We start from the raw sequence: 25,460 nt of genomic DNA, 5'->3' as shown, positions 1-25,460 counted from the left end.
CCCTCATCGTCGCATGGCGGATCCTTCAGTGGGTGATGCGATCGGGGCGTTCGGCCTGGTCGGCGTGCTTCGCGTCGCGTGCGCGCCGGTACAGGACGCCGGGCCACCACAGGATCGGGCCCGCGTCGCGGACGAGGGCGGGCACCAGGAGCGACCGCACGAGAAGGGTGTCCAGCAGGACCCCGAACGCCACGATGAAGGCGATCTGGAGCAGGAACGCGAGCGGGATGACGACGAGGGCGGCGAAGGTGGCCGCGAGCACCACGCCGGCCGAGGTGATGACGCCGCCGGTCACGGTGAGCCCCCGCAGGACGCCGCTGCGCGCACCGTGCCGAAGCGACTCCTCGCGCACACGGGTCATCAGGAAGATGTTGTAGTCGACGCCGAGCGCGACCAGGAAGATGAACCCGTACAGGACCACCGAGGGATCGATGGCGGTGAAGCCGAGGATGTTCTGGAAGACGATCGCGGCGACGCCGAGGGTCGCCAGGTAGCTGAGCGCGACGGTCGCGACGAGGATCACCGGCATCAGCAGCGAGCGGAGCAGAACGATCAGGATCGCCAGGATGATCACGAGGACGACCGGGATGATGACGTTGCGGTCGCGCTCGGCGGACGCCTGAGTGTCGACCTGCTGAGCGGTGAAGCCGCCGACGAGCGCGCCGGCGCCGGAGACGCCGTGGACGTTCTCGCGGAGTTCCTCGACGGCCGTCCGGGCCGCGTCGCTGTCGGCGGGTGCGGACAGCGTGACCTCCGCCAGGGCCCGGCCGTCGACGACGAGGGGCCGTCCACCCTCCGCGGTGCGGGGGCGGACACTGGAGACGCCGTCGGTGTTCCGCGCGGCGGAGACCACCTGCTGCAGCGCCGACGCGTCGGTGATCACGATGGCCGGGTTTCCCGAGCCGCCCGGGAAATGCTCGTCGAGGACTTCCTGCGCCCTCACCGAGGACGTCTCGCCGACGAACGTCTCACTCAGGGGAACCCCTCCGGTGCGCAGCTGGGGCATGAACGCGGCACCAGCGACCAGCACGATCAGGCAGCTCGCCCAGACCCGGCGCGCGCGGCGGTCCAGCAGGCCCGCGACACGGTCCCAGACCCCGTGCCCGGACGAGCCCGGCCGGGCGGGCCAGTAGGCCGCGCGTCCGAGCAGGCCCAGGACGGCGGGCAGGAAGGTGAGCGCGCTCAGCAGGGAGCAGCCGATGCCGATCGCGCCGACCGGTCCCAGCGCGCGGTTGCTGGACAGCTCGCTGAGCAGCAGCGCGAGGAGGCCGAGGCCCACGGTGGAGCCGCTGGCGACGATGGCGCTGGCCGACCGCCGCCACGCGGTCCACACGGCGGGCAGCGAGTCCTGCCGCCCGGCGAGCTCCTCCCGGAACCGGGCCGACAGCAACAGGCCGTAGTCGGTGCTCGCACCGATGACCAGGATGAACAGGATGCCCTGCACCTGGCCGCTCACCGTCACGATGTCGGCCTCGGCCAGGGCGTAGGTGACCGCGGTGGCGAGCGCGAGCGCGAACACCGAGCCGAGGATGATCGCCAGAGGCAGCAGGACGCTGCGGTAGACGAGCAGCAGGATCAGCAGCACCACGCTGACGGCGACGAGCAGCAGCAAGGTGTCGATGCCGGCGAAGGTCTCGGAGAAGTCGGCCTGGATGGCGACGGGCCCGCCCACGTAGACGCCCGCCCCGGGGACCTGCCCCGCCGCCTCGCGGATGCGGTCCACGACGTCCGGGGCCCGCTCACCGACGTCGGCGCCGACCTGCACGACGCCGCTCATCGCCGCCCCGTCCTGCGACGGAATGATCGGGGACGGGGCGCCCGCGATGTACGGTGCGCCCTGGAGGGACGAGAGCGCACGCTGCGCCGCCGCGCGCTGATCAGGCGAGATGCCGCCGTCGCGGGCCTCCCACACGACGATGGCCGGGACCGTGGGCTGCCGCTGGAACGCCGCCTGCTGCTCCAGCACCCGCGTCGACTCGGCGCTGCTGGGCAGGAACGTGGACTGCTCGTTGGTGGCGACCTCGCCCAGCTTGCCCGCGTACGGGCCGAACGCGCCGCCGATGGCCAGCCAGGCCAGGACGAGGGCGACCGGAATGATCCAGCGGACGGCTCGTGGTGCGGACATCCACCGTTCCTAGCGACGTCGGGTTCAGCGGGCATGCCCTCAGGGATCTTCCCGCCGCCGGACGACCAAACATCACCGGCCCGTAAGCCTCAGATCAGTAACCTCTCACCCCCTTGATCGTGGCCAGGGCTTGATCGAGGGACAGGACGTCGGCGTACTTGGCCTCCAGGTCGAGCAGGTTGGCCTCGTGCAGGCGGCGGTCACGGTCTCCGCACGCCTCGTCCACCACCAGGGGCCGGAACCCGTGCTGGAGGGCGTCGGTCGCGGTGGCCCGGATGCATCCGCTGGTGGTCAGGCCGCAGATCAGCAGGGTGTCGATGCCGGACGCGGTCAGCGTGGCCGCGAGCGACGTGCCGTGGAACGCGCTCGCGTACTGCTTGGTGACGACCGTCTCGCCCGGCGCGGGGGCGGCCCCCTCGGCGAAATCGCCGAGGGGGCTGCCTTCTTCGAAGACGCGCAGCGCGGGGACCTTGCGGCGGAACAGCCCGCCGTCGGCGGCCCCGGGCCGGTAGCTCACCCGGGTGAACAGCACCGGCAGCCCGGCCGTCCGCGCCGCCCCGATCAGCGTGATGGACGCGGCCACCGCGTCCTCGACCGGGGCGCGCAGCGGCGACCCGTCCACCAGGTAGGCGCGGGCCAGGTCGACGACCAGCACCGCGGGTGAGGTGCCGCAGCCGAGGCTCGCGCCGAAGCCGGAGCCGCGGTAGTCCTCGGCGAGGTCGCGGTCCCCCGCCGGCCCGCCGCCGCTCATCGCCGGGCGCGCAGGGCGGCGGCGGAACGGACGTCGACCGGCGGGCTGGGCGCCGGCAGGCCGGTCTCCTCCTCGCAGCGGGCGAGGATCTCCTCCAGCGGCGGGCCCATGTCGAACACGGGGATCTCCGTCCGCGCGGCGGTCATCTCCGCGCGGAGGCGTTCGGTGGCCTGCTCGTCGAGCACGCCCTCGGCGGTGCAGACGACGCCGTAGTCGCGGGCGCCGTCGGCGGTCACCAGCCCGCGCCGCACCTCCAGCGCGACGCCGTCGGCGGGACGCGCCAGGGGGTCGCCCCATCCGCCGCCGCCCCACGTGACGAAGTGCAGGACGTCGCCGGGGCCGACCGGAACGTCATGGATCTTGCTGGGCAGCACCTCGCGGGTGCCGTCGGCCCGGTCGATCCACTTGCGGCCCCGCTCCCCCGGGCGTCCGCCGTTCACGCCCCACGGGTAGGTGAGCCAGCGGTCGTCGTGGATCGCGATCGTGCCCGGCTCCTCGAAGCAGTAGGCGACGTCGACGCCGTTGCCGCCGCGGTGCAGCCCGGCGCCGCCGGAGTCGGCGATCGTCTCCCACCGCTCGATGCGCAGCGGGTAGTACGACTCCAGGTACTCGCACGGGATGTTGACGAACGACGGCCACAGCGAATGCCCGTCGGGGCCGTCCCCGACCGGGCGCCCCGGTACGCCGCCGAACCCGATCGAGTACAGCTGGAACCACTCGCCCTCACGCGGCCCGGACGTGTAGTGCCCGGAGTACATGAAGTGCGGCGACGACGAGAACCCGGCGGCGTTGAGGATCTCCGGGTTGGTCTGGCCGAGCAGCCCGCCGAACAGGTCGAACACCCGGCCGATGCCGTGGTTGCGGGCGTTCAGCGCGGCGGGATGGCGGGGCTTCCAGAACGAGTCCTCGGGGATCGTCACGTCGATCAGCGGGTAGAAGCCGTCGTTCCACAGGATCTGCGGGTCCGCGACCGTGATCACGTAGATCCCGAAGAACATCCGGACGAGGTTCTCGTTGATGAAGTAGTTGATCGGGCCCACCGCCTGCGGGGCGGCGTGCGAGAAGTCCAGATGGATCTTCTCGCCGGTCCGGGTCAGCGAGATCTTCAGCTCGTAGGGGCCGTACCCGCAGCCGTCGTCGCAGATGTAGTCGGCGAACTCCAGCGTCTGGCCGTCGTCGAACAGCGTCGCCAGCAGCACCTTCATGGCCTGGTAGTTGCGGTCCAGCAGGTTGTCCAGCGCGGACAGGTACGTCTCGACGCCGAACCGGTCGCACAGCTCGGTCACCCGGCGCGCGGCCGTGGTGCAGGCGGCGGTCAGCCCGTTCAGGTCCGCCCGGTTCCAGTCCGGCATGCGCACCTGGTTGAGGATGATGTTCAGCGCGGCCTCGTTGAGCTTGCCGGCCTCGTACAGCTTGAAGGGCGGGACGATCACGCCCTCCTCGTAGATGGTGCGGGCGTCGGCGGGCATCGAACTGGGCGTCTTGCCGCCCACGTCCGACATGTGCCCGAACATCGACGACCAGCCCACCAGCCGGCCCTCGTGGAAGATCGGCACCACCAGCAGCCAGTCGTTGGCGTGGCTGATCGCCGCGCCGCACGCGTACGGGTCGGACGTCATCAGGATGTCGCCCTCGCCGATCGTCCCGTCGAAGTTGTCGAGGAAGTCGGGGACCGACAGCCCGAACTGGCCGACGACCATCTTGCCGTCCGGGTTCGCGATCAGCGGGAACTCGTCGTGCTGCTCGCGGATGCCCGGCGACAGCGCGGTGCGGAAGAGGACCTCGTCCATCTCGTAGCGCGCGTTGCGCAGCGCGTTCTCGATGATGTCCAGGGTGACCGGGTCGACGTCGACGCGGCCGGCCGGCTCCGTGTTGGTCTGGATGATCTCGGCCATCAGATCTCCTCGTTCAGCGGACGGATCAGGAGGCTGCCGCTGGGGTGCACGGTCGCGGCGTGCCCGGGCAGCACGAGGGTGGTGGAGTCCATCTCGACCACCACGGCCGGGCCGGTCACGACGTCCCCGGCGAGCAGTTTGGAACGGTCGAAGACGCGGGCGGACGCGGTCGCGCCGCCCATCCACACCTCGGTCTCGCGGACCAGCGCCGCGGACGGGTCGCCGGTCCCCTCCGGAAGGGTGCGCCAGGCGACCTCCGGGCGCGGGCCGCTCACCGTGACCCGCAGGTTGATCACCTCGCGCTCGTTGTCGAGCAGGAAGGAGAACAGCCGCTTGTGCTCGGCGTCGAACGCGGCGCCCAGCTCGGCCAGCAGATCGCCGTCGACGACGTCGCGTTCCAGCTCGACGGGGATCTCGAAGCCCTGCCCGTGGTAGCGCAGGTCGATCTGGTAGCTCTGGGTCTGGGTGTCGCGCGGCACGCCCTCCGCCTCCAGCCGCGCGGCGGCGGTGTCGGCCAGTTCGAGGAGCGCGGTGCGCAGTTCGGCGTCGCCGAGGGTGGAGAACCGGCGCACCATCGTGCGGGCGGCCTCGTCGCGGGCGCAGGTCGTCGCGTCCCCGTAGGCGCACAGGACGCCCGGCGACGGCGGGACGATCACCGGCCAGGAGCCGGTCAGCCGGCCGAGCGCGTTGGCGTGCAGGGGCCCGGCGCCGCCGAACGACACGAGCGCGAAGTCGCGCGGGTCGAAGCCCTGCTGGACGCTGATCAGCCGGAGCGCGCCGAGCATGTTCTCGTTGACGATGTCGACGATGCCCGCCGCCGCGGCCTCCACGCTGGGCAGCCCCATCGCGTCGGCGACGCCGCGTACGGCCTTGCGGGCGGCCTCGACGTCCAGCGAGATCTCGCCGCCCGCGAGGTCCTGCGGCAGGTGGCCGAGGACGACGTTGGCGTCGGTGACGGTGGGTTCGGTGCCGCCCGCCCCGTACGCGGCCGGGCCCGGGTCGGCGCCCGCGGACTGGGGGCCGACCCGCAGCGCCTTGGTCAGCTCGGGGACGTGCGCGATCGAGCCGCCACCGGCGCCGACCGAGCGGACGTCGACGCTGGTGGCGCGGACGGTCAGGTCGCCGACGCTGGTCTCCCGCCCGATCCGCGGCTTCCCGCCGAGAACGAGCGCCACGTCGGTGGAGGTGCCGCCCATGTCGAAGGTGAGGAAGTCGGGGTGGCCGGCCTGCTCGGCGAACCAGGCCGCCCCCGTCACACCGCCGGCGGGGCCGGACAGCAGCAGCGCCACCGGGTCCTCCGCGGCCTTCGCGGCCTTGGTCAGCCCGCCGTCGCTGCGCAGCACCGACAGCGGCGCGGTGATCCCGCTGCCGGTCAGGGAACGGTCCAGATTGCTGACGTAGCGGGACACCTCCGGCTGGACGTAGCTGTTGGCCACGGTCGTGACGGTGCGCTCGTACTCGCGCATCTCCGGCAGGACGTGGCTGGACAGCGACACCGGGACGCCCGGCAGCTCCTCGGCCGCCAGCTCCGCCACCCGCCGCTCGTGCTCGTCGCTCGCATACGAGTTGATCAGCGCGATGGTCAGCGCCTCGATCCCCGCCCCGGCGAGCCTGCGCAGCTCGGCGCGGGCGCGCTCCTCGTCCAGCGGGGTGACGACGGAGCCGTCGGCGGCGATCCGGCCGGGGATCTCCACCGTGTGCTCCAGCTTGGCCAGCGGCTCCGGCTTCGGCCAGATGATCCAGCCGGCCAGGCCGCCCGGCACGTACGACCGGGCGATTTGCAGGACCTGGCGGAACCCCTGGGTCGTGACCAGCCCGACCCGCGCCCCCTTGCCCTGCAGGATCGCGTTGGTCGCGACCGTCGTTCCGTGCAGGACGTGCGCGACCTCGGTCAGGTCGATCCCGGCGTCCCGGCACACCTTCCGGATGCCGTTGAGGACGCCCTGGGACTGGTCGGCCGGGGTGGACGCCGTCTTCGCCCGGTGGCTGACGCCGGTCCCCTCGTCCACGAGCAGCACGTCGGTGAACGTGCCTCCTACATCAACGCCTAGGCGATATCCCATCGTGGCCTCCCGGTGCCGTGGGTCAGACGATCCCGCGCTCCGACAGCGCGGCGATCTCGTCCTTGTGAAGGTCCAGGAGGCCCCCGTACACCTCCTGGTTGTGCTCGCCGAGCCCCGGGCCGGGGTGCCGGACCGACCCGGGGGACTCGCTGAGCTTGGGAAACGCGTTGTGCATCGGCAGTTCGCCGAAGTCGGGGTGCGCCAGCCGCACGATCGCGTCGCGGGCGGCGAAGTGCGGGTCCTCGAACATGTCCCGGGCGGTGTAGATCCGGCCCGCCGGGACGCCGTTCGCGTGGAGGGTCTCCAGGAGCTCGCCCGTCTCGATGCCCGCCGACCAGGCGGAGATCAGCTCGTCCAGCTCGGCCATGTTCTGACCGCGGGCGGCGTGCCCGGCGTAGCGCGGGTCGTCGCTCAGCTCCGCGCGGCCCATCGTCTTCGCGAGCCGCGCGAAGACGGTGTCCTGGTTGGCGGCGATCAGGATCATCTCGCCGGACGCGGTCGGGTAGACGTTGCTGGGCGACACGTTCGGCAGCACGGACCCGGTGCGTTCGCGCTGGTAGCCGGCGACGGCCCACTCGGGCAGCAGCGACTCCATCATCGCCAGCACCGCCTCGTAGATGGCCGAGTCGACGATCTGCCCCCGCCCGGTGCGGGTGCGGTGATGCACCGCGACGAGGGTGCCGATCGTGGCGAACACCGCGGCGAGCGAGTCGCCGAGCGAGATCCCGGCGCGGGACGGGGCCTTGTCCGCGTCGCCGGTCACGTACCTGATGCCGCCCATCGCCTCGCCGATGGACCCGTATCCGGCGCGCGGGGCGTACGGGCCGCTCTGCCCGAAGCCCGACACGCGCACCAGCACGAGCCCCGGGTTGGTCTCCCGGAGCCGGTCGAAGTCCAGGCCCCAGCGCTCCAGCGTCCCGGGACGGAAGTTCTCCACCACGATGTCGGCCCGCTCGATGATCCGCCGTGCGAGGTCCTGCCCCTCGGGGGTGCGCAGGTTGCACGTCACCGACTTCTTGTTGCGCGCGACCACCGGCCACCACAGGGACTTGCCGTGCGGCTTCTCCCGTCCCCACTGGCGCATCGGGTCACCGGCGCCCGGCGACTCCAGTTTGATCACCTCCGCGCCGAAGTCGCCGAGGAGCTGCCCGCAGAACGGGCCGGCGAGCAGCTGGCCCATCTCCACGACGCGCAGGTCGGAGAGCGGGCCTCGGGCGTCCGGTGCGGCGCCGTCTTGGATGGACATCTGGCGGGTCCTCTTTCGTGTGCCTTCGTGTGTTCGGTCGGCTCGCGGGTTGTTCAGTCGGCTCGCGTGTTGTTCGGTCGGGCCCGGGGAGCCCGGTTCGGTTCGGGGAGCCCGGTTCAGGCTTCGGCGGCGCGGAGCAGCACCGCCTTCGCGGCGAGGACGTGGGCGCGCGTCACCGACTCGGCCCAGGTGCCGTCGCCGGCGCGGAGGGCGGCGACGAGTTCGCGGTGGTGCGCGAAGCTGCGGGCGAGGTCGTCCGGCGAGTAGCGGTGGAAGGTGCGCATCACCAGCGGAAGCTGCGTGACGGCGCTGAGCATGGACGTCAGCCGGCCGCTGGCGGCGGCGGCGCGGACGATGCCGTGGAACTCGGCGTTCAGCTCGGCGACCCGGTCGAGGTCCTGCCCGTCGCCCGGTTCGGCGGCCCGCTCGATGAGGTCGCACAGCTCCGCCATCCGGCCGGTGTCCCCGGGCTCGATCCGGGTGGCGGCCCGCCGGGCGGCGGCGCCCTCCAGCAGCATCCGCAGGTCGTAGATCTCCTCCAGGTCGTCCGGCGTCCAGTCCGGGACCCGCGCGCCGCGGTGCGGCAGGATCTCGACCAGCCCCTCGGCCTCCAGCTTGCGCAGCGCCTCCCGGACCGGCGTCCGGCTGGAGCCGGTGGCCTCGGCCAGTTCGGCTTCGCCGAGGCGCGTGCCGGGCGGGTGGACGCCGTCCAGGATGTCGGCGCGCAGCCGAGTGTGGACACGGTCCACGGCTCGGACCATCCGAACCTCCTCGGAGTCGATTGCATGCAACATACGCATTCATGGAGGCTTGACACAAGCTGTGACCTGAGTAAATTCGACATACCACCCGCAGATTGCATACAAGGGGAGCTTTATGGCGGATGTCGAAGTGATCGAGGTGGGGCCCCGGGACGGGCTGCAGAACGAGGCCGCGATCCTCCCGGCCGCCGACAAGGTCCGGCTCATCGAGCGCAGCGTCGCCGCCGGGCTGCGCCGGATCGAGGCCGTCAGCTTCGTCAACCCCAAGCGGGTCCCGCAGATGGCCGACGCGGAGGCGGTGATGGAGCGGCTCCCCCGCGTGGACGGCGTCAGCTACGCCGGGCTCGTCCTCAACCGGCGCGGCCTCGACCGGGCGATCGCGGCCGGCGTCGACGAGGTCAACGTCGTGGTGGTGTCCACCGACGAGTTCAGCCGGCGCAACCAGGGCTGCTCGGTCGAGGAGGGCGTCGCCAACTGGACCGCCATCGCCGAGAAGGCCCGCGAGGCGGGCCTCTACCGCACGGTCACCCTCGCCGCCGCGTTCGGCTGCCCGTTCGAGGGAGAGGTGCCGGCCGACAAGGTCCTCGACCTCGTCCGGCGGGTCGCCGAGAGCGAACCCGACGAGATCGCCATCGCCGACACGATCGGCGTCGGCGTCCCCGCGCAGGTCCGCACGCTGCTGACGGGCGCCGCGCAGATCGCGCCGGACGTCCCGCTGCGCTGCCACTTCCACAACACCCGCAACACCGGGTACGCCAACGCCCTCACCGCGCTCGACCACGGGGTGAGCGCGCTGGACGCCAGCACCGGCGGATTCGGCGGCTGCCCGTTCGCGCCCGCCGCCACCGGCAACATCGCGACCGAGGACCTGGTGTACGCGCTGGACCGCACGGGCGTCGCCACCGGCGTCGAGATGAGCACGGTCACCGAGACGGCGGCCTGGCTCGCCGAACGTCTCGACAGCCCGGTGCAGGCGCTGCTCGGCCGCGCCGGCCCCTTCCCCGCCGCGAACTGACACGACGTCGGCGGACCGCACCGACCGGTCGTTCGGGTGGTCGCCGCCCCGGCCCGGGACACCCGCGTCCACCGCGGATACGGTGGCCCCGACCCGGAGGGAGCGATCATGACGCGGTCGTGGTGGGGATGGGGCAACACCGAGGACGCGGTGCGCGGCAAGGAGCTGGACGCACTGCTCTCCCGGGTCCGCGCGCTGACGCCCGGTGAGCTGACCGGCCACGAACCGCCGGACGTCGACTCGCTCGACCTGCCCGCCCCCCGGGTCAGCGCCCCGGACGCGCTCGCCGGCCTGTGCTCCGCCGGCCCCGCCGACCGTGCCGCGCACGCGCACGGCAAGGCGTTCCGGGACGTCGTGCGCAACCTGCACGGGGATCTGCGGCATGTGCCCGACCTCGTCGCCCGACCCCGCGACGAACGCGACCTGATCGACCTGCTCGACTGGTGCGGCCGCGACGGCATCGCCGTCATCCCCTACGGCGGCGGCAGCTCGGTGGTCGGCGGCATCGAGCCGCGGTTCGACGACCGCCCGGTGGTCACCGTCGATCTGGAGCGGCTGGACCGCGTCCTGGAGATCGACCCGGTGAGCCGGGCCGCCCGCGTCCAGGCCGGCGTGTTCGGCCCGCACCTGGAGGAGCAGCTCCGGCCGCACGGGCTGACGCTGCGGCATTTCCCGCAGTCGTTCGAGTTCTCCACGCTGGGCGGCTGGCTGGCCACACGCGCCGGCGGCCACTACGCGACCCTGTACACGCACATCGACGACATGGTCGAGTCGATGCGCGTCGTCACGCCGAGCGGAGTCTCCGAATCACGGCGGCTGCCGGGCTCCGGCGCCGGGCCGTCACCCGACCGGATGTTCCTCGGCAGCGAAGGCGCCCTGGGAATCATCACCGAGGCGTGGATGCGGGTGCAGGAACGTCCGCGCTGGCGGGCCAAGGCGTCGGTGCGCTTCGCCGACTACACCGAGGCGGTGGCGGCCACCCGCGCGATCGCGCAGAGCGGGCTGCACCCGGCGAACTGCCGCCTCCTCGACGCCGCCGAAGCGCTGGTCAACACGGGTGTCGCCGTGGACGGCGGCGTGCTGCTGATCGCGTTCGAGTCCGCCGACCATCCGGTGCAGGCGTCGCTGGAGCGGGCGCTGGAACTGTGCCGCGACCACGGTGGCGAGGCGCCGGACGAGCCCCGCGGGGAGAGCGCCGGCGACACCTGGCGGTCGTCGTTCCTGCGGATGCCCTATCAGCGGGACGCCCTGGCCAGGCATTCGCTGATCGTCGAGACGTTCGAGACCGCGTGCACCTGGGACCGGTTCGAGGACCTGCACGCCGCCGTCACCGAGGCGGCCCGGCGGGCGGTCCACGAGATCGCGGGCGGCGGCGTGGTGACCTGCCGGTTCACCCACGTCTACCCGGACGGCCCGGCACCGTACTTCGGCGTCTACGCGCCCGGCCGCTGGGGCGCCACCGTCACCCAGTGGGACGAGATCAAGGCCGCCGTCTCCGAGGCGATCGCGGCGAACGGCGGCACGATCACCCACCACCACGCGGTCGGCCGCGACCACCGCCCCTGGTACGACCGCCAGCGCCCGGACCCGTTCGCCGCCGCGCTGACCGCCGCGAAGTCCGCCCTGGACCCGGCGGGCATCCTCAACCCGGGCGTCCTCGTCCCCTCGCCCCTCCGCTGACGTTCACCCGCCGTCCCGTTCCCGGCGATCGTCAGGCCGGCTTTCCTTCGATGACGTCGAGGATGTACTCGGCTATGGCCATGGACGAGGTCGCGGCCGGTGACGGCGCGTTGCGGACGGCGGTGACCCGGCCGAGCCGGTGGACGCGGAAGTCGTCCACCAGGGCGCCGTCGCGGTCGAGGGCCTGGGCGCGCACCCCCGCCCCCGCCCGGACGACGTCGCCGGCGGCGATCTCCGGCACGTACCGCCGTGCCGCCTTCATGTAGGCGCGCTTCGACAGTGACCCGTGCACCTCCCGGACGCCGGTGCGCCAGTGCCGCCGCGCCATGCGCCAGGAGCCGCGCCAGCCGGCGATGCCGGACAGGTCCCGCAGCGACACGTCCGAGCGGCGGTACCCCTCGCGGGCGAGGGCGAGGACGGCGTTCGGGCCGACCTCGACGCCGCCCGACACGCGCCGGGTGAAGTGCACGCCGAGGAACGGGTAGCGCGGGTCGGGCACCGGGTAGATCAGGCCGCGGACCATGTGCGTCTTCGCCGGGGCGATGGCCATGTACTCGCCCCGGAACGGGACGATCCGCGGCCCGGGGTCGTCGCCCGCGAGGCCGGACACGACGTCGGTGTGGATGCCCGCGCAGATGATCAGGTTCCCGACCCGCACGGTCTCGTCACCGGACGCGACCTCCAGCCCGTCTCCGGCGGCCTTGATGCCGGTGACGGGGAAGGAGAACCGGACCTCACCGCCCGCGCCGATGATGTCGTCGGCGAACGACCGGGCGATCCGCGTGTAGTCGGTGATGGCGGTGTGCGGGGAGTGCAGCGCGGCCAGGCCCGTGGCGTACGGCTCGATCTCGCGGATGCCGGCCGCGTCCAGCCGCCGCATGCCGGGGACGGCGTTCACGCCCGCCCTGGCCTCCAGGTCGCCCAGGCGGGCCACGTCCTCCTCGTCGACGGCGACGACGAGCTTGCCGCACTCGTCGTAGGGGATCTCCCGTTCGGCGCAGTATTCGCGCAGCATGGACTTGCCGCGCGTGCACAGTTCCGCCTTGAGGCTGCCGGGCTTGTAGTAAATGCCCGCGTGCACGACGCCGGAATTGTGCCCCGTCTGGTGAACGGCGACGCGGTCTTCCTTCTCCAGCACGACGACCCGGGTCCCCGGACGCCGCCGGGTGATCTCCCGGCCGACCGCGAGCCCGATGATGCCCGCCCCGACGATGCCGGTGACCTCGTCAGCCATACGCGTTTCCGTTCGTTCGTCCTGCCCTGCGGAATGCGCCGCGAAGGGCCCGGACATTCATACCCGAAGTCCATCGCGTACGTCAGGCCCGCCTCAGCGTTCCCGGACTGGTCGCATCGCCCGGCGGAGGATGTCCTTGGCTGCGACGCGTCCGATCCCGCGGGTCGCGCCCGTCATCACGATGGTTCTCTGCATGGGTGGCTCCTTGTCACGCCCGCCGCTGAGGTTCGGCCGGCCCGCTGGACCGCGCGACACCACGATGACGATCTCCGACGACGTGGTGGAGCAGGCCGCTCAGTGCCTACGCAACATCGAAGCCGCGTTGGCCGAGGCGAACTGCACTTTCGCCGACGTCGTACGGGTGCGGTACCTGCTGCCCGACCGCGCAGACTTCGAGCCCTGCTGGCCGGTGTTGCGCGGCGCCTTCGGTGAAGTACGGCCCGCCGCCACGATGCTGACGTGTGGACTCGCCGACCCCCGCATGAAGATCGAGATCGAGGTGTACGCGCGGCGCACCACCGCGTAACGGCCCGGCGTGATCAGCCAGTCGGGGAACGAGGGCGAGATACCGCCCCGCGAGATACGTCCGGCGCCGGTGAGCACAGCGGGAGAACCCTCTACTGCCGGTCGGGGCGGATGATGTACCAGGCGCCGGACGGGGTGGTCCAGATCAGCAAGCCGGGCCAGATGTGGTGGAGTGTCCAGCCCGGGGTTTGTTTGAGCCGGTGATGTCGTCGGCAGAGTGGCGCCAGGTTGCAGCGGCAGGTGATTCCGGGTCGCCAGGGCACCGTGTGGTCGAGGTCGCAGCGGTGTGATGGCTGGTTGCAGGTGGGGTACACGCAGGTGGCGTGGCGTTCTTGGATTTCTCGCCTGAGGTTGTCGGGTGGCCGGTGGCCGGGTCTTCCGTGCCGCGCGGCGTCTGCTTGGCAGAGGGTGTCGCGTTGGGGTGCGAGCCGGTCGTTGAGCTGCTGTACCGCCCGGTTGACGGCGGCGGGCATGTCCGCCGGGCGGGTGCGGTCGCGCAGGTGGGTGAGCCGCCGGTTGACCGTTGCCGCCAGTCCCGCAATGACCGGGTCCGCCGCGCCCGCATCCGGGACGTGGCTATCGACAGTGCTGGTCAGCGGATCAGAGGAGGCGGCGAGGGTCGTCTCGTGCCCGGTTTGGTCGGGCGGTTCGCCGATGGCGGCGAGCGCTTCGAGTGCGGGGCTGAAGTCGCGAGCATGGACGAGCCGCCGGTCGATCATCGCGCCCGGTTCCGGGGCGGTTGGGACTGTGCGTGCCGATGCGCCCGCCACGCCGGTCGGTGCAGGTGTGCTCAGTGGGCTCGGTCCGGTGAACGCGGCGCATCCGGCCGCCGTCCCGGCGGTGGCCGTCCCGGCATCCTGGTGCTGGGTTGCCTGGGTGAGGAGGGTGCGGGTGGCGGCGGGGAGGTCGGTGCCGTGCAGGAGTTGGGTGGCCAGGTCGGCGCGGATGAGGTGCAGGGGCCGGGTGTCGCCGTCTTTTTTGAGGCCGTGTGCGGCGGCGGTGATCTTGTTGAAGATGCCGTGGGCGTCTTCGGGTGCCAGGTCGCAGAGCGCCAGGTCGGTGGTGCCGGTTGCGGTGTCCCACAACTCCAGGCGGCGCTGCCGGACGGCTTCTTGTTTGCGTTCCTCGGCCGCCTCGGGGGCCAGGCGGTGCACGATCCGCTTGATGCGGCGGCGGAGTTGCCCGGTGGTCTGGGTGGGCGCCTTGTCCAGCGCGGCGGTTTGGACGTGTTGGGTGATCTGGTCGGGTAGGGAGTCGGTGGTGTCGCAGATGACGCGGGCTTTGGCCATGTCGATCCGGCCGGTTTCCAGGGCCGCGCCGGTGTCGGCGAGTGGGCCGGTCAGTTGTTGGGCGAGGTGGACCAGGGTCGCGGCGGTGTTGCCGGTGACGGTCAGCGCGGCGGCGATTTCTTCGGTGACCGCTTCACGCGCGGGCAGGGTCCGGTAGTCGCCGCCGCCGTCGGGTCCGGTGGTGGTGATTTCGGTGGTGGTGCGGCGTTGGGTGAGTTCGGCGATGGCGGCGAGTTCGCGGGCTTGGGCCCAGGAGGTTTGGCGGCGGGCGGCGGCTGCGACCTGTAGTAGTTCGTCATCGGTCAGATCGGCCAGGTGTTGTTTCCCGCCGGATAGGCAGATGGCCAGTTGCGGGCCGGGCGGGAACCATTCCCGGTCTTCCCATTCACGGGCGCCGGCGACAATGTTGGGGCCTTCGATGATTTCGAGGGGCATGGACACGGGGGTTCACCTCCCAACACCAAAATCCGTTACCCGTCATTGTATGGGAAGATCGCGGTAATGCCGGTGGACAATCCGGACACGCCACATTACTGTCACCGCATTTCTTCCATCCCCCCGGGCCAGGCCCACCCGGAAAAGAAGGGAGGGCGTTTCTTGCGGCCGGTGGTCGTCCAACGGCCGGTGGTGGCTGAGCGCGGCTTTATCGGGGCAGGGTGGTTGCTGCGGGTGGGTGGTTGAGGTGGCCCCGGCGGCTCGGCCGCCCCGGTCGCCCGCTCGCCGTCGCCGATCGCTTGTGCCGCGCGGAGCGCGGCGTCCTGGCAGCCCTGCGCCAAACCCGCGGAAGAACACCCTTCCCCGACCACTACCGCAACCAACGTGACAGCAACCGGCGACAAAGACAAACGAGCGCACCCACCTTCGGAAGGCCACCCCAGCCCCCACCCACCGCAACCACACTAAACCCGGGAAAAGAAGAACCCCAGGCACGCGCACATCATGAGGGAAAGGCAACAGACCCAAGCCAGGAACCATCCGCGCACACCAGAACGTGTACACCAGAAGCACGCACACCAGAAGCGCACGGCAGGGAGATGCGCAGCGAAAAAGGCGCAGCGAAAAGGGCGCAGCGAAAGAAGCGTAGCGGAACGGCCAGGCGAGGCGGGAGTTTGGCGGACAGCATCGCCCCCTTGAGGGCAGTCATGTCCAGGAGCCACGTCCGAATTACCAGTCCCGAAAGCGATGCCTCACGAGGCGTTCTGTCCTTCCCTGGCTGTCCTGATGTTGATGATTGCGGTGACGGTGACGGTGACCGCTTGGGCCAGCAGGAAGTACGGGGCGGTGAGGAGGGCGAGGTCGACGGCGCGGCCGAGGCCGCCCACGAACGGAGAGAAGGCGAGGGCGGCGGGGACGAAGGCGGCAGCCCAGTTCACAAGGATCGCCGCCACGCCTTGGCGGATAACACGAGGCCGGACGTGCCTCACGGAGACATAGGTCGCGGCGACGATGCCGATGAAGGCGATGGCCAGGAAGAGCGCCCCCTCGGTGAGGATGACGGTGATGCCCGTATCGGCGTCCTGGCTGTACGCGGCGGTGTCGTAGACGAACACCGCGACCAGGCCGGCCATCGACGAGAACAGCGAGATGACCGCGCCTCTGCGAAGCTGAGCCGGGTTCACGGGACACCGAAATCTTGGCGATCGGAGTTGGCGAACACTGCGGCGGCGTAGATGGTGGCCCAGTTGTCGCAGCTCCAGCGGTCCACCCCGCTACGCGTGGCGCAGTGGGCAAAAAGGTCCGCTTCGAACAGCGAGTCCGCGGCCCTTCGGGCCTCCGGGTCGTGAGGGATGCCCATCCGCTCGTAGAAACGCATCATGTCGTAGGCGTAGTCGTGCGCCTGGCACGCGTAGGTGAAGTCGAAGGATCGGCCTGTGTCGCCCGGTGGGGCTTGGCCGACGCCCGGCAGCGTCGGTGTCGAACAGCTTCCCTCGGGGTTGATCATTCGGGTTCCGTAGGGTGTTTCCACGCGTTCCGGGGTGTATCCCATCTCCACCGGGAAGTCCGTCCAGACGCTGTCGTGTCCGTAGACGAACCTCAGCAGATCTTCCGGGTGCAGCATGATCGGCCACCACCGTGCGAGCTCGCCGACCGCCCGGCCCACGGTTCGAGCGGCCTCCGCTGCCTCCGCTGCCTCCTCCGCTTCCTCCTCCGCAGTCATCGACGCGGACCCGCCGGAGGGAATGGTGCCGGGAGGCGGCCCGCACCCGCTCCAGTCGGGCACATCGTTGACCTGCACATCGGAGCGGCAGGAGCGCAGCGAGTGGCGTTGGGGCGGGTCCTGACCCTGCGAAGGTGCGCCGCCCGCCGCGGTAGGCCCGTCGTCCTCTCCGGCCGGAGGCGCCGCGCGGACGGGCGAGTCGCAGTCATCGCTGCTGAACAGCCGGCATATGGCCCCTTGGACCTCGTCGCCGGCCGTCCGCACGGCCGATCCGAGCAGGGCGACCACGATGCAGCTCGCGAGCAGCAGCACGGCGGCGTACTCGGTCGCTGCGGCGCCACGGTCCCGGCGCTGCCGTTGTGGAGAAGCGTGCATGGCGCCGCCTGAGTTCGGTGGAGGGCGCCGTAACGATAAGTCCGTTATGCGAGCCGCACACGGGTCCACGGGCCCAACCAGGGGCCTATTTGCCAGCACATGCTGGCAGATGCACGCGCGACCATCCGCCTTCCCTCCCGCGGAATGGGCCGTACTGACCCGTAGCGGAGATCGTTCAGCTAGAGGACGAGGCGGATGCCGCGGAAATGAGCAGTTCGATCTCGTCGTGGATGATCCGGCGGATGATCAGGAAGATGGCCTCGTCAGGTTCCGCCGGGATCTTGTAGGACGGATCTCGGCTACCAGGCGTCGGCCAGGAGGGCTGTTACCGACTCTTCGGACGGTGTCCGGGCGCCGGGGACGGGGAGCGGCTGCGGGCCAGGCCGACTGGCGACCGCCGCGACCGAGTCGTCCCGTCCGGCACCCGCGTGACCAGGGCGGGCCGCGGTTCAGCGTTCGAGGTGGTAGTCGGAGGGATCGAGGTGGCGGGTGCGGCGGCGGTAGCCGGTCATGTAGCCGGGCCAGTTGTTGGTGTTGCGGCGGTCGGCGTCGAGGTACCAGCTGTCGCAGCCGCCCCGGTTCCAGACGGACGTGCTGAGGCGGTTCTGGGCGGTGGAGTCGAACTCGTCCAGGACGTCGGCACGAACATCCAGGGAGGTGACCCCTTCGGCGAGGAGGTGGGCCGCCTGGACGATGTAGGCGATCTGGCTTTCGAGCATGTGGACGATGGAGCCGGAGCCCACGTTGGTGTTGGGCCCGTACATGAGGAAGAAGTTGGGGAACCCGGTGACGGCGAGGCCGAGGTAGGCGCGCGCGCCGTCCTTCCAGGCGGCGTTCAGTTCCTGGCCGTGGAGGCCGATGAGCCGCATGGGCGCGACGAAGTCCTGGGAGCGGAAGCCGGTGGCCCAGATGATGGTGTCGGCCGGGTGGTGCTCGCCGTCGCCGGTGCGGAGGCCGTCGGCCGTCACCTCGGTGATCGGGCTGTCGACGACGTGCACGTCGGGACGGTTGAGGGTGGGGTAGTACTCGCTTGAGGTGAGAATGCGCTTGCAGCCGGGTTCGTATTGGGGCGTCACCCGCCGGCGCAGACCCGGGTCGCGCACCGAACGGAGAGAGAACCTGCACATGGCGCGGATGTGCGCCGACAGCACACGGCGGCCGCGCGGCGAGACCAGTGCGGGGTTGAGCAGCATCTCGAACCACAGGAAGATGCCCAGCCTGGAGATCTTCTGCACGGACGGCACGCGGCGGTTGAGGGCACGCCGCCAGCGCGGATAGACGCGATCGGGCTTGCGGCTGATCCAGTGGGATTCGAGCTGGAAGACGGTCAGCTCGGAAACGTCCGGGGCGATGAGCGGAACGAACTGGATCGCGCTGGCGCCGTTGCCGATGACGGCGACGCGTTCGCCGCGCAGATCGTGATCGTGGTCCCAGCGGGCGGAGTGGAAGACGGCGCCGGAGAAGGTGTCGATCCCTGGCAGGCGCGGGACGGCCGGGTTGCTGAGCTGCCCGCACGCCGCGACCAGGAGGTCATAGTCCTGCCACTCCCCTTCGCCGGTGTGCACGCGCCATCGTCCGGTCGCGGACTGGTACTCGGCCTGCGTGACCTCGGTGCCGAACCGGAAGTGCGGGAGGATCCCGTACTTGGTGGCGCAGTGCCGCAGGTACTCCAGGATCTCGGGCTGCTCGGCGAACCGGCGTGACCAGTCGGGCTTGGGCTCGAACGAGTAGGAGTAAAGGTGGGACGGGGCGTCGCAGGCGGCACCGGGGTAGGTGTTGTCACGCCAGACGCCGCCTAGGCCGTCGGCCTTCTCGAAGATGGTGATGTCGGTGAAGCCGGCCCTGCGCAGGCCGATGGCCAGGCCGATGCCGCTGAACCCGCTTCCGACGATGGCGATCGACGGTTCCCTGCGCCCCATGCACGGCTCCCTGCTCGGTCCGGGTGGTCGGATGACGGCGACGTCCGCACGCCCGGGTGGCCCGGTGGCACCCCTCGTCCGGTGCGTCATACTACCGACGCCTATGTCGGTTAGGGTGATGGTAACACCGGGAGGCGTCAAAGTGAGGGGGAAGATCCACCCAAAGACGCGGGAGCGGCCGGGGCGGGGTGGGTTCGGGGCGGGGTGGGGGTTGACGTGGTGCGGTGGCTTGCTCATAGTGGGGAACCACCCATAACCGACAACAGTGTCGGTTAGCGCCCACCCCCGTGAGGAGCGCGCCGTGCAGGACACGACCCCACCACAACCCCACCCCGACCACAACGAGAACGACGCCCACAACCAGGCCCAGGCCCAGGCCCAGGCCCAGGGCGGGGGCGGGGGCGGGGGCGGTGTCGGCCGCCGCCAGTTCGTCACCGGCGCGGTCGCCGCCGCCGGAGCCGTCGCCGCCGGGGCACTCGGCACCGGCACCGCCTCCGCCGCCACCGCCCCGGCCGCCGGTGCCCGCAAGGCCCCCCGCACCCGCAAGGCCGCCGGCCGCCGCGTCGCGATCTTCGGCGGCGGGATGGGCGGACTCAGCACCGCCCACGAACTCGCCGAACGCGGCTTCGAAGTCACCATCTACGAACGCAAGACCTGGGGCGGCAAGAACCGCAGCATCCCCGTCCCCGGCACCGGCACCGCAGGCCGCAAGGACCTGCCCGGCGAACACGGATTCCGGTTCTTCCCCGGCTTCTACCAGAACCTGCCCGACACCATGAGCCGCATCCCCGTCCCCGGCGGCGGCAACGCCGCCGGCAACCTGCAAGCCGGCAAAGAAGTCAGCGCCTACTACGACGGCACCAAGATCATCCTGCCCGCCGCAGGGAGCATCGAAGGCACCCTCAGCCCCGAATCACTGCTCAACTTCCTCAGCACCGGCATCAACGTCCTGGGCAAAGTCCCCCTCTGGGAAGTCGGCTACTTCCTGCAGAAGATGATCGCGTTCGTCACCAGCGGCCCCAAACGCCGCTACGGGCAATGGGAGAACCTCTCCTTCGCCCAGTTCGTCAACTCCGACAAAATGTCGCAGTCCTACAACGAACTCCTCGTCGACATGTTCACCGGCACCCTCGTCGCCGCCAAACCCGACAAGGCCGGCGCCCACACCATGGGCAAAATGGCCGAAGCATGGGTCTACAGCACCCTGGGCCTGGGCGGCTACGCCGAACCCGACCGGCTCCTCAACGCCCCCACCAACGAATCACTCATCGACCCCTGGATGAAACACCTGCGCTCCCTGGGCGTCACCTTCCAAATCGACGCCACCCTGGAACACCTCAACGTCCAGGACAAGCAGATCGCCTCCGCCCGCGTCCGCGGAACCAACGGCACCGTCGACGTCCAAGCCGACCACTACGTCCTGGCCGTCCCCGTCGAACGCGCCGTCCCCCTGCTCAACAACGACATCCTCGCCGCAGACCCCACCCTCAAATCCATCGCCAACATCACCACCGACTGGATGAACGGCATCATGTTCTACCTGCGGCAACCGATCAACCTCGGCCGAGGCCACGTCGCCTACGCCGCCCAACCCTGGGCCCTGACCTCCATCAACCAAGCCCAATTCTGGAAAGACACCAAAATCAACGAAACCTACGGCAACGGCGAGGTCAACGACGTCCTGTCCATGTGCATCTCCGCCTGGGACGTCCCCGGCATCCTCTACAACAAACCCGCCCGCGAATGCACCGACGAACAAATCGTCAACGAAGTCAAAGCACAACTACGCGCCGCGATCCCCTGGGGCCCCATCGTCCTCAACGACTTCAACATCCACTCCCACTTCCTCGACCCCGCCATCACCGGCAACGGCACCCCCCAAGCCGCCAACGCCGAACCCCTCATGATCAACAAACCCGGCTCCTGGAACCACCGCCCCGAAGCCACCACCGCCCTACCCAACCTCTTCCTCGCCTCCGACTACGTCAAAGCCGACATCAACCTCGCCACCATGGAAGGCGCCAACGAAGCCGGCCGCAAAGCCGCCAACGGCATCCTCCAAGCCTCCGGCAGCAACGAAACCCCCGCCAAACTCTTCAAAATGTACCTCCCCGACGAATTCCAAGGCTTCTACGACGAAGACGACCGCCGCTACGACCGCGGCGAAGCCAACATCTTCGACCTCTGGGACCCCGTAAAGCCCTAACCCCACACAACCCCCAACCCCCACACACCACACCCCTAACACCAAACCCCAACCCCCACACACCAAAACCCCCACACACCCCTGACCCCAACCCCCACACACACCCGCACAGGCACCTTCCCCACCCACCCCAAACCGCCGCCCGCGGCCCGGCCACAACGCGCCGACCGGCCAGACCGCGGGCGGCACGGAAGGCCACGCCATGCCCCCCCACACCCACCCACCCACCAGCCCACCCACCGACTACCTGCCGATGCAGTACCAGTTCCTCGCCTTCCTCTCCACCGGCATCTACTTCAGCGGACTGACCTACTTCAAGATGGCCACGACCGGTATGCCGCTCCTCCAGGGCAGCCGTCCATGGCACCTGACCCGGACCCTGCTCACCAGCAGGACGTGGATCACGGGCGCAGTCGTCCTCGGCGTCGGAGCCATCGTCCAACTGACGGCGCTGACCGGCCTGTCGCTGTTCGAGGCACTGCCGATGTTCCTGGCGGGGCTGGGCGTGCTGCTCGTCTTCGCCGTCCCGATCCTCGGCGAACGGCTCACCCTGCGCGAATGGGGATGCGTGGTCCTGCTGGTCGGCGCGACAGTACTGCTCGTGCGCGCCACGCCGGGGACCCTCGCTCTGGCCGGGATCAGCACACCCCCGCCGCCGCTGATCGTGGCCGTCGCCCTGCCCTCGCTGCTGGTGCCGTGCATCATGTTCCTGGCAAGCGACCGGGCCCGCAAAGGCAGCCACGCACGGCCGCTGACGGGCGTCGCGCTCGCCATCAACGTCGGCCTGCTCACCGGTACCAGCGAACTGATGCTCAGGGGAGCCGCATCCCTGGCCGAAGATCCGGGCACCCTGATCAGGACCCCATACCTGTACGTCTTCGCGGTCGCGGCGCCGCTGGCGATGGGCCAGCTCCAGATCGCCCTGCAGCGCAGCCGCCTGGTGGTCGTCGGGCTCGTCGCCACCGCGACCGCGAAGACCTATCTGCTGATCGTGGCGACGCCCGTCTACGGGGAGCCCTGGCCCGTCGAGAGCGGCCAGGCGGTACTGGCTCTGGCGCTGGCGATCCTGGCCGTCGCCGCCATCCCGCACCATGAACCCCGCACCGCCCCGCTGGAACCCCCCACCGCCCCGCACCGAGATTCGACCGAACAACCGGAAGGAAGGCATGGACCACCAGCAGCGCCTGGAGCATCCCATCTGGATGTCCAAACCTCCGTGGACTTTCGTCCTGCGTCATCTGGCCCCCGGCGACATCCGGGCGACGTCCGCCCAGCTCAAGGCGTTCCGGTCGTTCAGCGAGGCGGGTGACCCGCCGGCGGACGCGGTGGCGGAGATGATCGCGAGGCTCCCCGGCGGAACCGGCCGGCGACTGTTCGAACGCGCCCTGCACGAGGGCATCGACGCCGTCGAGGACCCACCGAGCGAGCTGGTGGACTTCTTCGCGGAGATCGACGCGGTCCCGTACTGGGTGGACGCCGATCTCCTCGACCGCGGCGCCAGGGTGATCAGCCGCACCGGGCGGATCGGGCTCACGACGGTGATGCCGTGCACGTCTCTCTACGGCGGTTACCTGGCCTCCCGCGCCAACAAGACGCTCGTGCGCACCGGCGACCTGGACACCATGGCGCCCCGCCGGCTGGCCGAGACCGCGAGCTGGTGGGTGGACGTCACCTCCCCCGGTGGGCTCGGCCGCTTCGACACCGGTTTCAAGCAGACGATCCGTGTGCGCATCATGCACGCCCAGGTGCGGGCCGTGATGCGCGGACGCGACGACTGGGACCGGGACGCCTGGGACGCGCCGATCAACCAAGTCCAGCTCACCGGAACCCTGCTGCTGTTCTCCCTGGTCATGCTGCTCGGCTCGCGCGCCATGGGGCTCCGGTTCTCCGCCGGGGACCGGGCCGCGGCGATGCATCTGTGGCGCTATGTGGGCCACCTCATGGGCGTCCACCGCGACCTGCTCCCCGCCACGGAGGCCGACGCGTGGCGGACGCTCTGGCTGGAGGCCGCGACCGAGTACCTCCCCGACCAGGACTCGCGGCAACTCGCCCGATCGCTGCAGGACGCCGCGGCCCCGCTGCTGCTCCCGCCCGCTTTGAAGAACTCCCCCGTCGCACGGCACGTACTGACCAACTATTTGTTCGCCCACAGCCGCCTCGTCCTCGGCAAGCGCAACGCCGACTTCCTGGGCACGCCCGACAGCAGGGCCTACCAGGCCGCCGTGCTCGGCACCGCCGCCGCGGTCTTCGTCGCGGAGAGCGTCCGCCGGGTGGTTCCCGGCGCGACCCGCCTCGCCGAACGCCGCGGCCTTCACCGGCGCACCGTCCTCGTCCGCCGCATGGTCCGCGAACAACGCGGCGACCGGACCCACAGCCGCCTCGACGCCCACCGCCCGACGAGGCTCAATGGCCGGCCCCTCGCCGAGGGAACCGGCTGAGCCGGCCCTGGGCAGCCTGCCGCACCGGGACCACGCCGGTCCCACGCGCCCCGGGGCACGCCGGGGCACGCGGGAACGGATGGCCCGATGTGGCCGGTGGGTGGGCCTGTGAAATATCGCGAATACCGTTCATATTCCCGATCATGGGCAAGCGCAGCGCAGTCGTCGCAGTCGTGTTCACCGTGGTCCTGGGGCTGCTGACGGCACCGGCACTCGGCCACGCCGAACGCGAGGTCAGGTTTCCGGCGGGGACCGGCAAGGTCCCGACGTACAGGAAGGCGCCGGCGTCGCCCCGGCTGGTGGTATGCAAACCGGAGTCGGCCGAGCTGATCAACGGGTACGGCGGGTGGCTGAGAACGCTCAACGAACGGCTCCTCGCCGAATGCTCGTACGAGCACATCCAGGCCGCGGTGAACGACGTCACCGAGCGCGGCACGACGATCTACGTGCTGCCCGGCACGTACCGCGAGGAGCCCAGCCGCGCGGAGCCGAGCCCGCACTGCGCAGAGCTGGCGAAACAGGACCTGCTGACCTACGCCGACCAGTTCGCCTGCCCGAACCTCCAGCAGCTCGTCGCCGTCTTCGGGGACCAGACGCCGGACGACGACGACTACTCGTGCGACAGCCCGCGCTGCGACCTCCAGCTGGAGGGCACCGGCCGCGAGATGACCGACGTCGTCGTCGAGGGCGGGTTCGAGTCCGACGGGACCTGGGCCAAGCTCAACGGCATCCGCGCGGACCGCGCGGACGGCTTCTACCTGCGCAACATCACCACGCAGCTGTTCGAGTTCAACGGCGTGTACATCCTGGAGCAGGACGGCTTCGTGATCGACCGTGCGCTGGCCCGGTGGAACGAGGAGTACGGCTTCCTCACCTTCGCCAGCGACCACGGCCTCTACACCGACTGCGTCGGCCATCACAACGGCGACGCCGGGCTCTACCCGGGCTCGGCCTCTCCGCTCAACGGACGCCGGCACTCCGTCGAGATCCAGCGCTGCGACTCCCACCACAACGCGCTCGGCTACTCCGGCACCGCGGGAGACTCCGTCTACGCGCACGACAACAAGTTCCACCACAACTCGGCGGGCGTCTCGATGGACAGCGCCTTCCCCGGCCACCCGGGCCTGCCGCAGAACCACGCCACGTTCGAGAACAACCTGATCTACAGCAACAACGTCAACTACTACGGCAACGTCTGGGACGGCACCTGCGCCAAGCTCCCCAGGGACCGGGGCCACGAGGACGGCGTGGTGTGCCCCGCCCCGCCGGTCCCGGTGGGCACCGGCCTGCTCCTCGGCGGCGGCAACGACAACAACTACGCGCACAACCGCCTGTACGACAACTGGCGCAGCGGCTTCCGGCAGATCTGGGTGCCCGCACCGCTGCGCGGCGAGGACGACTGGACGAAGTTCCGCGACACCTCGCACCGCAACCGCTACACCCGCAACGCGTTCGGCGTCGCGCCGGATGGGAGGACGCTGCCCAACGGCCTGGACGTGTGGTGGGACGAGCAGGGAGACGGCAACTGCTGGCAGGACAACACCTCGTCCTGGGGAGCGGTGAAGTCCGATCCGGCCCGCCTGCCCGACTGCGCTCACCCGTCCGGCTGGACGATCTTCTCGCCGTTCGGCAACCTCCTCAAGGTCCTGGCCGCCCTGCCATGTTCGGAGTACGGCCGCGACAAGCCGAGGCCCGAGGGCTGCGACTGGTTCGACACCCCCACGCGCCCGGCTCCCTGACGGACGCGCCACCCTGACGGACGCGCCACCGGCCCGGCTGC

At 70.6% G+C, this 25,460-nt stretch carries 18 protein-coding genes; 7 read left to right on the top strand and 11 right to left on the bottom strand.

Annotated elements, in window-relative coordinates; all coding sequences use genetic code 11:
* Positions 1 to 25: 25 nt before the first annotated feature.
* From ACGFIS_RS00465 to ACGFIS_RS00440, 6 genes are all read right to left on the bottom strand, one after another.
* Positions 26 to 2,125 carry an MMPL family transporter gene (locus ACGFIS_RS00465; RefSeq protein ID WP_392968768.1) on the bottom strand — a complete coding sequence of 700 codons (2,100 nt, stop codon included), beginning with the start codon at positions 2,123 to 2,125 and terminating at the stop codon, positions 26 to 28.
* 94 nt (positions 2,126 to 2,219) lie between these two features.
* Positions 2,220 to 2,876 (bottom strand): isochorismatase family protein, encoded by a 657-nt coding sequence (locus ACGFIS_RS00460; RefSeq protein WP_392907563.1) that lies wholly within the window; start codon positions 2,874 to 2,876, stop codon positions 2,220 to 2,222.
* Positions 2,873 to 4,771 (bottom strand): hydantoinase B/oxoprolinase family protein, encoded by a 1,899-nt coding sequence (locus ACGFIS_RS00455; protein ID WP_392907565.1) that lies wholly within the window; start codon positions 4,769 to 4,771, stop codon positions 2,873 to 2,875. Before ACGFIS_RS00455 ends, ACGFIS_RS00460 begins: the two co-directional genes overlap by 4 nt.
* Positions 4,771 to 6,834 (bottom strand): hydantoinase/oxoprolinase family protein, encoded by a 2,064-nt coding sequence (locus ACGFIS_RS00450; RefSeq protein ID WP_392907568.1) that lies wholly within the window; start codon positions 6,832 to 6,834, stop codon positions 4,771 to 4,773. The genes ACGFIS_RS00455 and ACGFIS_RS00450 overlap by 1 nt, the downstream gene beginning before the upstream one ends.
* A 22-nt stretch (positions 6,835 to 6,856) precedes the next feature.
* Positions 6,857 to 8,080 carry a CaiB/BaiF CoA transferase family protein gene (locus ACGFIS_RS00445; RefSeq protein WP_392968765.1) on the bottom strand — a complete coding sequence of 408 codons (1,224 nt, stop codon included), beginning with the start codon at positions 8,078 to 8,080 and terminating at the stop codon, positions 6,857 to 6,859.
* A gap of 116 nt (positions 8,081 to 8,196) precedes the next feature.
* A complete protein-coding gene (locus ACGFIS_RS00440; protein WP_392968762.1) occupies positions 8,197 to 8,841 on the bottom strand; it encodes a GntR family transcriptional regulator in 645 nt (214 codons plus the stop codon).
* Positions 8,842 to 8,956: 115 nt separating this feature from the next.
* Here ACGFIS_RS00440 and ACGFIS_RS00435 point away from each other — a divergent pair, with 115 nt between their 5' ends.
* Both ACGFIS_RS00435 and ACGFIS_RS00430 read left to right on the top strand, forming a co-directional pair.
* On the top strand, positions 8,957 to 9,856 hold the full coding sequence (locus ACGFIS_RS00435; protein WP_392907575.1) for a hydroxymethylglutaryl-CoA lyase: 900 nt from the start codon (positions 8,957 to 8,959) through the stop codon (positions 9,854 to 9,856).
* 108 nt (positions 9,857 to 9,964) lie between these two features.
* The gene (locus tag ACGFIS_RS00430) at positions 9,965 to 11,536 is read left to right on the top strand and encodes an FAD-binding oxidoreductase (protein WP_392968759.1); all 1,572 of its coding nucleotides are present in this window, start codon (positions 9,965 to 9,967) and stop codon (positions 11,534 to 11,536) included.
* 31 nt (positions 11,537 to 11,567) lie between these two features.
* On the opposite strand, the gene lhgO is transcribed toward ACGFIS_RS00430, so the two are convergent.
* Complete coding sequence (lhgO, locus tag ACGFIS_RS00425; RefSeq protein ID WP_392907580.1) at positions 11,568 to 12,770, bottom strand: L-2-hydroxyglutarate oxidase; 1,203 nt, start codon at positions 12,768 to 12,770, stop codon at positions 11,568 to 11,570.
* Between the two features lie 193 nt (positions 12,771 to 12,963).
* On the opposite strand from lhgO, the gene ACGFIS_RS00420 reads away from it, so the two are divergent.
* Entirely contained in the window at positions 12,964 to 13,296 is a 333-nt protein-coding gene (locus ACGFIS_RS00420) for a Rid family hydrolase (RefSeq protein WP_392907584.1), read from the top strand.
* 91 nt (positions 13,297 to 13,387) lie between these two features.
* Here ACGFIS_RS00420 and ACGFIS_RS00415 read toward each other — a convergent pair whose 3' ends face one another.
* The 4 genes from ACGFIS_RS00415 to ACGFIS_RS00400 all read right to left on the bottom strand — a co-directional run bounded on the left by ACGFIS_RS00415 (position 13,388) and on the right by ACGFIS_RS00400 (position 19,036).
* Complete coding sequence (locus ACGFIS_RS00415; protein ID WP_392968756.1) at positions 13,388 to 15,019, bottom strand: DUF222 domain-containing protein; 1,632 nt, start codon at positions 15,017 to 15,019, stop codon at positions 13,388 to 13,390.
* A gap of 752 nt (positions 15,020 to 15,771) precedes the next feature.
* Complete coding sequence (locus ACGFIS_RS00410) at positions 15,772 to 16,203, bottom strand: hypothetical protein (protein WP_392907586.1); 432 nt, start codon at positions 16,201 to 16,203, stop codon at positions 15,772 to 15,774.
* A complete protein-coding gene (locus tag ACGFIS_RS00405; protein ID WP_392968753.1) occupies positions 16,200 to 17,054 on the bottom strand; it encodes a phospholipase A2 in 855 nt (284 codons plus the stop codon). Before ACGFIS_RS00405 ends, ACGFIS_RS00410 begins: the two co-directional genes overlap by 4 nt.
* Positions 17,055 to 17,566: 512 nt before the next feature.
* Positions 17,567 to 19,036, bottom strand: a complete 1,470-nt coding sequence (locus tag ACGFIS_RS00400) for a flavin-containing monooxygenase (RefSeq protein WP_392968750.1) — start codon at positions 19,034 to 19,036, stop codon at positions 17,567 to 17,569.
* 301 nt (positions 19,037 to 19,337) lie between these two features.
* Between ACGFIS_RS00400 and ACGFIS_RS00395 the strand changes: the two genes are divergently transcribed.
* The 4 genes from ACGFIS_RS00395 to ACGFIS_RS00380 all read left to right on the top strand — a co-directional run bounded on the left by ACGFIS_RS00395 (position 19,338) and on the right by ACGFIS_RS00380 (position 25,419).
* A complete protein-coding gene (locus ACGFIS_RS00395; protein WP_392968747.1) occupies positions 19,338 to 21,242 on the top strand; it encodes an FAD-dependent oxidoreductase in 1,905 nt (634 codons plus the stop codon).
* A gap of 202 nt (positions 21,243 to 21,444) precedes the next feature.
* Positions 21,445 to 22,551 carry a hypothetical protein gene (locus ACGFIS_RS00390; RefSeq protein ID WP_392968744.1) on the top strand — a complete coding sequence of 369 codons (1,107 nt, stop codon included), beginning with the start codon at positions 21,445 to 21,447 and terminating at the stop codon, positions 22,549 to 22,551.
* The gene (locus tag ACGFIS_RS00385) at positions 22,445 to 23,680 is read left to right on the top strand and encodes an oxygenase MpaB family protein (RefSeq protein WP_392969294.1); all 1,236 of its coding nucleotides are present in this window, start codon (positions 22,445 to 22,447) and stop codon (positions 23,678 to 23,680) included. Before ACGFIS_RS00390 ends, ACGFIS_RS00385 begins: the two co-directional genes overlap by 107 nt.
* Before the next feature lie 143 nt (positions 23,681 to 23,823).
* Complete coding sequence (locus tag ACGFIS_RS00380; RefSeq protein ID WP_392910211.1) at positions 23,824 to 25,419, top strand: right-handed parallel beta-helix repeat-containing protein; 1,596 nt, start codon at positions 23,824 to 23,826, stop codon at positions 25,417 to 25,419.
* Positions 25,420 to 25,460: the final 41 nt, after the last annotated feature.

The organism is Spirillospora sp. NPDC048824 (assembly GCF_043198455.1).
In the GTDB taxonomy this organism is placed as follows: Bacteria; Actinomycetota; Actinomycetes; order Streptosporangiales; family Streptosporangiaceae; genus Spirillospora.
The sequence above is the reverse complement of the archived record's forward strand: the minus strand, read 5'-3'. Positions and strand labels throughout refer to the sequence as shown.